This is a genomic window from Candidatus Palauibacter australiensis (assembly GCA_026705295.1).
GTDB classification, from domain to species: domain Bacteria; phylum Gemmatimonadota; class Gemmatimonadetes; order Palauibacterales; family Palauibacteraceae; genus Palauibacter; species Palauibacter australiensis.
This window is the reverse complement of sequence record JAPPBA010000181.1, coordinates 1-8,146: the sequence shown is the minus strand read 5'-3', so window position 1 is coordinate 8,146 and position 8,146 is coordinate 1. Positions and strand designations below refer to the sequence as shown.

Sequence of the window (8,146 nt, the reverse complement as noted above, 5' to 3'; positions counted from 1 at the left end):
TGGCAGGAGGCAGGATCCCGACGGACCGTACGCCGCCGTCATACCGCGCTGGACGCTGCGGATGCTGACGGGAAGGCCGTGCCGGATCTATGGGGACGGGAAGACGACCCGGGACTATTGCTACATCGATAACGTGGTGCAGGCGAACCTGCTCGCCGCCACGACGGGAGCGGAGACGGCGCTCGGCGTCTACAACGTCGCCGCGGGAGATCCGACGACGCTGAACGAGCTGTTCGCCCTCATCCGGTCGGGGCTCGCGGAGAAGCGGCCCGGCCTGGGAAGCGCGGAACCCGTGTACGAGGGCTTCCGGACCGGTGACGTGCGTCATTCCTACGCGGATATCTCGAGAGCCCGGGAACGGCTGGGCTACGAACCCGGCTGGACGCTCTCCGACGGTCTTCGGTCCACGCTCGACTGGTACGCCGCCCTCTGAACCGCGGGGACTGGCCTGCGCGCGCGCGTCCGCCGGGGCTACCGGGGTCCGGACTTCACGTGTGGAGAATCGACCTCTCCGCCCGTGGCGGATCCGGCGGCCTCGCCCTACTTAGCCCGGACGAGCGGGCGCGCGCCGAACGACTCGTCAGCGCGAAGGCGCGCGCCCGGTTCCGTCGCGCCCGCATCGCGCTGCGACGTCTCCTCTCCGAGTACCTGGGGGTCGCGCCGGACGAGTTGACGCTGGAGTACGGGGAGCACGGAAAGCCCCGGCTGCTGTCGGCCCGAGGGGACGACGGGGCCCGCGACGCGCCTCCGTTCCACTTCAATCTCAGCCACTCGGGCGGACTAGCGCTCTGCGCGGTGGGCCAGCTCGGCGAGATCGGCGTCGACATCGAACGCATCCGGCCGCTCAGCTACCCGGGGGCCCTCGCCCGCGACCACCTCTCCCCCGAGGAGTGGCGCCTTCGCTCCGACTGGGACACCGCGGCGGCCAGGCCGGAGTTCTTCCGGATCTGGGCCCGAAAGGAGGCGATCCTCAAGGCCGCCGGCCTCGGCCTGTCGCGTCCGCTGGCCCGCGTCGACACGATTCGCGGGGAACTCGAAGGGCGCTCCTGGTGGCTGATGGACCTCTTCCCCGGGGAAGGCTTCACGGGCGCCGTGGCGTGCTCCCGGGCGCCCGAATCCGTCCGCCAGTGGAGCTGGCCCTAGCGGTCCGCGGCAAGAGCGGCGCTGATGCAGGGCTTTTGCCGCGCGCTGTGAGGTTGACGATGGCCGATTCGCCCCGCATAGTGCCTCGCGACATTGCGGGTCGTGCCCGACCGCCCGGCGCGGAACCGAACGTACGAACCCCCCTTTCCAGTACGCCCAAGTGACCCGGAGGTCGCACCATGTCCGACGCCGTTTTTGCGGCACCCAGTGAACATCCCTCGCACGTTCGATACGACGACTACGGGAGCACCGTCGCCTCGGGCGACCGGGACGCGATCCTGAAGCTCTGCGAGGAACTGAACGTCCGCTTCCTTCGTCTCATCTTCATCGACATCAACGGCTTCCCGAAGAACGTCGAGGTCCCGGCGAGCAAGCTCGAAGACGGGTTCGACGCCAAGGTCATGTTCGACGGGTCGTCGATCGCGGGCTACGTCCGCATCGAGGAGAGCGACATGCTCCTCCGTCCGGACCTGGACACGTTCCGGGTCTTCCCGTGGGGGAACCCGGACGCCCGGGTGGCCCAGATGTACTGCGACGTCCGGCGCCCGTACAACAAGCCGTTCGGGGGTTGCCCGCGCGCGGCGCTCAAGCGCGTCGTCGCCAGAGCGGAGTCGATGGGCTACACGATGTACTCCGCCGTCGAGGCCGAGTTCTTCCTCTTCAAGACGAACGAGGACGGTAGCTGCAATTTCGTCACCCACGACGATGGCGGGTACTTCGACCTCACGCCGTCGGACCTCGCCGAGCGGGCGCGCCGCGAGATGGTCACCGGCATGGAGGCGATGGGCCTCGATGTCGAGGCCGCGCACCACGAGGTCGCCGAGGGCCAGCACGAGATCGACTACAAGTACGGCGAGGCGCTGCGGACAGCCGACGACCTCATGACCTTCAAGTTCATCGTCCGGAACGTCGCGCTCGCGCACGGGCTCCACGCGACGTTCATGCCGAAGCCCATCTTCGGCGCAAACGGTTCCGGCATGCACACGCACCAGTCGCTGTTCAAGGACGGGAAGAACATCTTCCACGACGCGAACGCCGACTACGAGCTGGCCGATGTCATGCTCCACTACATCGGCGGCCTCAAGAAGCACGCGCGGGCCATCGCGGCGGTCACCAACCCGATCGTGAACAGCTACAAGCGGCTCGTGCCCGGCTACGAGGCGCCGATCTCCATCGCGTGGTCGCAGCGGAACCGCTCGCCGATGATCCGCATCCCGGAGCAGCGCGGCGTCGGGACGAGGCTCGAGTTCCGCATGCCCGACCCGTCCTGCAACGGCTACCTGGCGACGGCCGTCCAGCTCGCCGCCGGCCTCGACGGCATCGAAAACAAGATCGATCCCGGCCCGCCGCTCGACACGAACGTGTGGCAGCTGTCCGACGAGGAGCGCGCGAAGATCGGGCTCGAGGTGCTGCCCGCGAACCTGGGCGAGGCCGTCGAGGAGCTCGAGGCGAACGAAGTCATGAAGGACGCCCTCGGCGACCACATCTTCGAGCAGTTCGTGAGCCGCAAGAAGGCCGAGTGGAGCGACTACGTGGCGTCGGTCTCCGAGTGGGAGCTCGAACAGTACATCAACTACTAGCCAAGCTGCGGCTGGCTGGAGCCGGTCAGCGATCCGGGGGTTCCAGGATCCCCGGATCGTTGACGGCGTCCACGGCCACGACGAGCCCGGGGAGCCCCGCCCCGGCGCTTTGGACATCGGCGATCACGTTCCGAATCCGGCTCAACCCCACCGCGTTCCGGCGGCGGAAGGAGCGCATCGCGTCTTCCGTCGTCGACGCCTCGGCGAGGGCGATGACCTGCGCCGCCATGCGCGAACGCGCCAGTTCGAGCCGCGTGACGAGGATGCGCGCCGCCCTCTGATCCCACGGATCGTCCGCGGCCAGCGAGTAGACGCGGCTCCGCAGCCACGGAAAGTCGATCTCCTCGGCGAGGCCGAAGTACACGGCGCCGACCTCGCGCGTGCCGGCGCCGGTTTCCCGGATGAGGCTGGCGATCGGCAGCAGTTCGTCCACGTAGCGGAAGGTCGTGAGTCGCACGGCGCCCTCCGGATCGAGTCCGTCCATCTCGTGCAGCGAGCAGGTGGACTCGAAGCGTTCCAGCCGCTCTGCCGTGAGCAGTTCCGGCAGGGCCTCGCGGACCGCCCGTACGGGGTCGTGCAGCCACTCGATCGCATCGCTGATCGGCTTTGCCGGGTCGGTCCGTTCGAGGAGCCATCGCGTCGCGCGCGTCAGCGCGTCAGCCATGGCGAGGTAGCACTCGTTCTGCGCCCCGCTCCGCATCCGGACATCCGCGACGCGCAGCCGCTCGTACAGGTCCTCGGCGTCGGCGATCCGTGATGCCACGTACCAGGTGCGGGCGACGGTCGCGGCGGCGCGGCCGGTCTCCTCCATGATCCGGATGTGGCTCGTGGCGCCCATGCGGTCCACGTAGCGGTTCGTCAGCAGCATGCTTGAGATGTTCGGGCGCAGCCGGTGCGCCTCGAGGTCCGATGTGTCGACCTCCTTCAGCGCCCCGAAGGGGAAGTAGTCCTCCACCAGTTCCATCATGGCCGGGTCACGGGACACGCTGGATTCCGTGAGCGCATGCTTGAGATGAAGCTTCGAGTAGGCCATCACGGTGGCGAGTTCCGGCCTCGTGAGGTGCGCCCCGACGTTCTCCCGCTCGATGAGCTCCTCCCCGGCCGGCAGGTATTCGAGGGCCGGATCCAGGATCCCTTCCCGCTCGAAGCGCTGGATCACGTCGCGGAACGTCGCGGGCGCGCGCCGCGCCCGGATGTAGTCGAGGCTGATGGCGAGGCTCTGGCTGTAGGTGTTGCGGAGAACCTTCCACGCGACCTCGTCCGTGCATTCGCGAAGCAGGTCGTTGCGCGCCTCGTAGTCGATCCCCCCGCGCGACAGCGGGGCGCCCAGGAGGATCTTGAGGTTCACCTCGTGGTCGGACATGTCGACCCCGGCGGAGTTGTCCACGGCATCGGTGTTGATGCTCCCCCCGCGGAGCGCGTATTCCACCCGCGCGCGCTGCGTGAAGCCGAGGTTGCCGCCCTCCCCCACGACCCGCGCCTGAATGGCCGTCGCGTCGACCCGTGTGGGATCGCCGCTCGGGTCGCCGACATCCGCGTGACGTTCCGAGCTCGCCTTCACGTACGTGCCGATGCCGCCGTTCCAGAGGAGGTCGACCGGCGCCGACAGGATCGCGCGGATCAACTCGTTTCCGTTCATCTCCTCGCGATCGATGGCGAGGCGCTCGCGGATCTGCGGCGACAGGTGGATCTGCTTCTCCGTACGGTCGAAGACGCCGCCCCCCTCGCTCAGGAGTCCGGCGTCGTAGTCGGCCCAAGACGAAGCCGGGAGCTCGAACAGCCGTTTCCGCTCTGTCCACGATGCCTCGGGCTCCGGGTTCGGATCGAGGAAGATGTCGCGGTGGTCGAAGGCGGCGACGAGCTGGATCTGCTTGCTGAGCAGCATCCCGTTGCCGAACACGTCGCCGCTCATGTCTCCGATGCCGACGGCCGTGAAGGGTTCGTTTTCGTAGTCGATGTCCGCTTCCCGGAAGTGGCGCTTCACGCACTCCCACGCACCGCGGGCCGTGATCCCCTCTTTCTTGTGGTCGTACCCCTGCGATCCGCCGGAGGCGAAGGCGTCATTGAGCCAGAAGCCCGCTTCGGCCGCGAGTTCGTTGGCCGTATCCGAGTTCTTCGCCGTCCCCTTGTCCGCCGCGACGACGAGGTACGGGTCGGGTCCGTCGTGGATCACCATCCCCGGAGGTCGCGTGACGTGGCCATCCACGACGTCGTCCGAGACCTCGAGCAGCCCGCGAATGAAGTCGCGGTAGCTGTCCAGCCCTGCCCCAAGCCGCGCCTCGCGGTCCTCCGGCAGGCCCTTCACGATGAAGGCGCCCTTCGCCCCGCCGGGCACGATGACGGCGTTCTTCACCCGCTGCGTCTTCACGAGCCCGAGCACCTCCACCCGGAAGTCCCCGTAGCGGTCGCTCCACCGGATCCCGCCGCGCGCCACGTCGTCCATACGCAGGTGGGCGGCTTCCGTGCGAGGGCCGCGCAGGTAGACCTCGTGCTTCGGCTTCGGCTCCGGAATGAAGTCGACGGAACGGCTCGAGATCTTGAGCGCCAGCAGAGGCGAACGGCGCGCCTCGCCCCGGTAGTGGTTCGTGCGGACGGTGGCGTGGACGAGTTCCATCATCCGCCGCAGCGTCCGGTCGTCCTCGATGCCGCGCACCGTGGCGAGCCCGCGGTTGAACTCCCGCTTCAGACGGCGCATCGCGGCGGCCGCCCCCTCTTGCGCCTCAGGATCGAAGCGCGCCTCGAAGGCCCGGAAAATGCAGCGTGCGATGTCGGGGTACGCCGTGAGCGGAAACTGGCCGCCCGTGGGAGCGGCGACGGCGCCGATGCGGAACGCGTAGCCCGCGTAGGCCCGGAGGACCGCGACCTCCTGCCACGTGAGACCGGCGGTCACGATGAGTTCGTTCAGCCGGTCATCTTCCGCCATCCCCCCCCGGATGGCCCGCAGCATGTCGCCGATCCGGTCCTGTGCCGCCGCTATGTCGAGGTCCCCGGCGCGACGCGCCTCGGCTTCGAAGGACTGGACGCGCGCCGCAAACGTCTCTTCCGCGGCTTCGGGCGTCTCGTCCCTGAGCTGGATCGTGAAGCGGAGCGAGTCGAGCACCCGAAGCCCCAGGTTCTCGAGCGTGGGAATCACGTCGCTCAGGACGTAGTGGCCCTTCCGGGCGTAGAGCCTCAGTTGATAGTGCCGCCCGTCCGCCTCTCCGGGCGACGGCTTGAGTAGCACCTGGCTCTCGCCCGTCTCGGCCAGCCGCGCGAGACCCGCCACGTCCTCGACGGCGGTGTCGATGTCCATCGCCGCCTGGTAGCCGGTCGAGAAACGCACGACATGCGTTGCGAGTTCGTGGCCTCGCGTGGGTCCGTGGATGGCATCGAGCGCGTCCTCGAGGCGTTCCTCCCAGGTGCGGACGATCGAGCGCACCTGCGCCTGGACAGCGTCGAGGTCGACCGACCCCACTTCGTCCGGGTCGTGGGCCAGGTAGAAGTGGAGGCGCGCCTGGTCGCCCTGGCCGAGCGCGAGATGGTAGTTGAGGAGCGTCCCCCGGTAGGCCTCGATCAGCGCCGCCTGCAGCCGCCTCCGCACCTGCCCCGAGAAATGGGTCTTGGGGAGGATGACGAGGAGCTGGACGCCGCGGCCGAGCTGGTCGGGACGCGCCGTGACCCGCACGTCGTCCCCGCCGCCGGTCGCCATCACCGCATCGATGACCGAGCGGATCTCCTCCACCGAGGCGAGGAACAGTTCCTCCTTCGGCATCGAGTTGAACGTCCCCAGGATGACGTTGTAGTCGTGCGATCCGGGGGGCGCGGCTTCGAGCTGAAGGATCTCGCGCAGCTTGCGGCGCAGGATCGGGATGGAGGAGGCTTCCTGCGAGAACGCCTTCGCGGTGAACAGGCCGAGGAACCGGTGCTCGCCGTACACCGTCCCGTCCGGGCGCAGGCGCTTGATCCCCACGTAGTCCATGCGGACGTTGCGCCGAATCGGACTCTGTGCGTTGGTCTTGGAGATGATGAGAAGCGGGCCGCCCAGCACCCGGGCGCGGAGGTAGGCGGGGAGTTCGTCCAAGGGACGGGGTTCGTGGTACTTCGACTTGTCGTCGTCCCTGAGAATCCCGAGCCCGGTTCCCTCTTCGACGCGGATCCAGTCGCGACCGGCGTCGTCCGTCTCGATGCGGTAGGCGCGATAGCCGAGGAAGACGAAACCGGGGTCCACGAGCCATCGGAGGAGGTCCTGGATCTCCTCGAACTCGGCGCTGCGCCATGGCGTCTCGGTCCGCTTGGCCTCGAGTTCACCGACGAGCGTCCCCACCTGCTCGATCATGGGGGAGAAGTCCTCGGTGACGGCTCTCACGAGTTCGAGGCGCTGCCGCACCTCGGCTTCCAGCGTCTCGCGGACCTCCGCGTGGTGTGCGTCGTCGAGCACGATGTGGACGACCGACACGCGCGTGCCGTCGGCGGAGTGGTCGCGGATGTCGAGTACGCGGCCGGACGCGTCCCGGTCCACGACGATGACCGGGTGCAGAAGGAGCGGCAGGTCGAGCCCCGCCGAGTGGAGGTACTCGCGCAGCGTGTCGACGATGAAGGGCCGGTCCTCCATCACCGTCTGGAGCACGCCGCGCGACGGATCGTCCTCGTCCCACGCAACTCGGATCGCGATTTCGCCGTCGGCGGCGCCGGCCACGAGGCGGTAGAGGGCGGCGACATCGTCGGCCAGGGCGCGGACCGGCCGTCCATCCGCGATGTGGGCGTAGCCGCGGCTGAAGAGACGGCGGGAGAGGCCGCGGACCGCTTCGCCGGGCGCGTCCGGGAGTCGCGATTCGATCTCGCGGATCAGGGGGCCGAGGTCCGACTGCTGCGCAGGCTTGTTTTTCATGCCCGTAGATACCCCATTGTACCGCGCAGGGTCAACGGCGAACGTGCCGGACTCCGAGTCGCAGCCCTCGACGGGGCCCGCGACGCTGCGTCAGGACGGAAAAAGCGACGACGAAGGGGACGATGAAGATGGGAGGGAGATCTCATCTATTCGAAGGCCGCCACCGGCCGACACCCGACCCACGAGGAGATCCTCGACGCGCTGAGTTAGCGGGACGCGTCCGGGTTGGCGGGCCCGACGTTCCCGCGGGGCTGTATTCCACAGAACGCTCGTGTCTTCCAGTCGAGTCCCATGTCGTCCATAAGTTGCCTTGTATTATTGATTTGTCACGGCATGCCGGTGTCGCCGTCGTCCCGAGCCGACCGATTCCGTCCCCTTGCATCTCCCGCCATGTGGTGTGTATTATGGTGGGTATGACGCTCCCGCGACGACCACCGAAACGCAAGCCGCGCGGCAGGCACCCCCACAACGCGCTCTCGCCCGCCTTCGTCCGCCACGTTAGCGAGGCCGGACGGTACTGCGACGGCAACGGCCTGTACCTCGATGTCCGCCCCTC

Annotated in this window: 4 protein-coding genes; 3 read left to right on the top strand and 1 reads right to left on the bottom strand. The window is 68.3% G+C overall.

What is annotated here, in order from left to right; translation table 11 throughout:
- From OXN85_15125 to glnA, 3 genes are all read left to right on the top strand, one after another.
- The coding region (locus OXN85_15125; GenBank protein ID MCY3601297.1) for a GDP-mannose 4,6-dehydratase at nucleotides 1-433 on the top strand (433 nt) is incomplete at its 5' end.
- A gap of 59 nt (nucleotides 434-492) precedes the next feature.
- A complete protein-coding gene (locus OXN85_15120) occupies nucleotides 493-1,143 on the top strand; it encodes a 4'-phosphopantetheinyl transferase superfamily protein (GenBank protein MCY3601296.1) in 651 nt (216 codons plus the stop codon).
- A gap of 179 nt (nucleotides 1,144-1,322) precedes the next feature.
- Nucleotides 1,323-2,723, top strand: a complete 1,401-nt coding sequence (glnA, locus tag OXN85_15115) for a type I glutamate--ammonia ligase (GenBank protein MCY3601295.1) — start codon at nucleotides 1,323-1,325, stop codon at nucleotides 2,721-2,723.
- A gap of 25 nt (nucleotides 2,724-2,748) precedes the next feature.
- On the opposite strand, the gene OXN85_15110 is transcribed toward glnA, so the two are convergent.
- Nucleotides 2,749-7,590, bottom strand: a complete 4,842-nt coding sequence (locus OXN85_15110; GenBank protein MCY3601294.1) for an NAD-glutamate dehydrogenase — start codon at nucleotides 7,588-7,590, stop codon at nucleotides 2,749-2,751.
- Nucleotides 7,591-8,146: the final 556 nt, after the last annotated feature.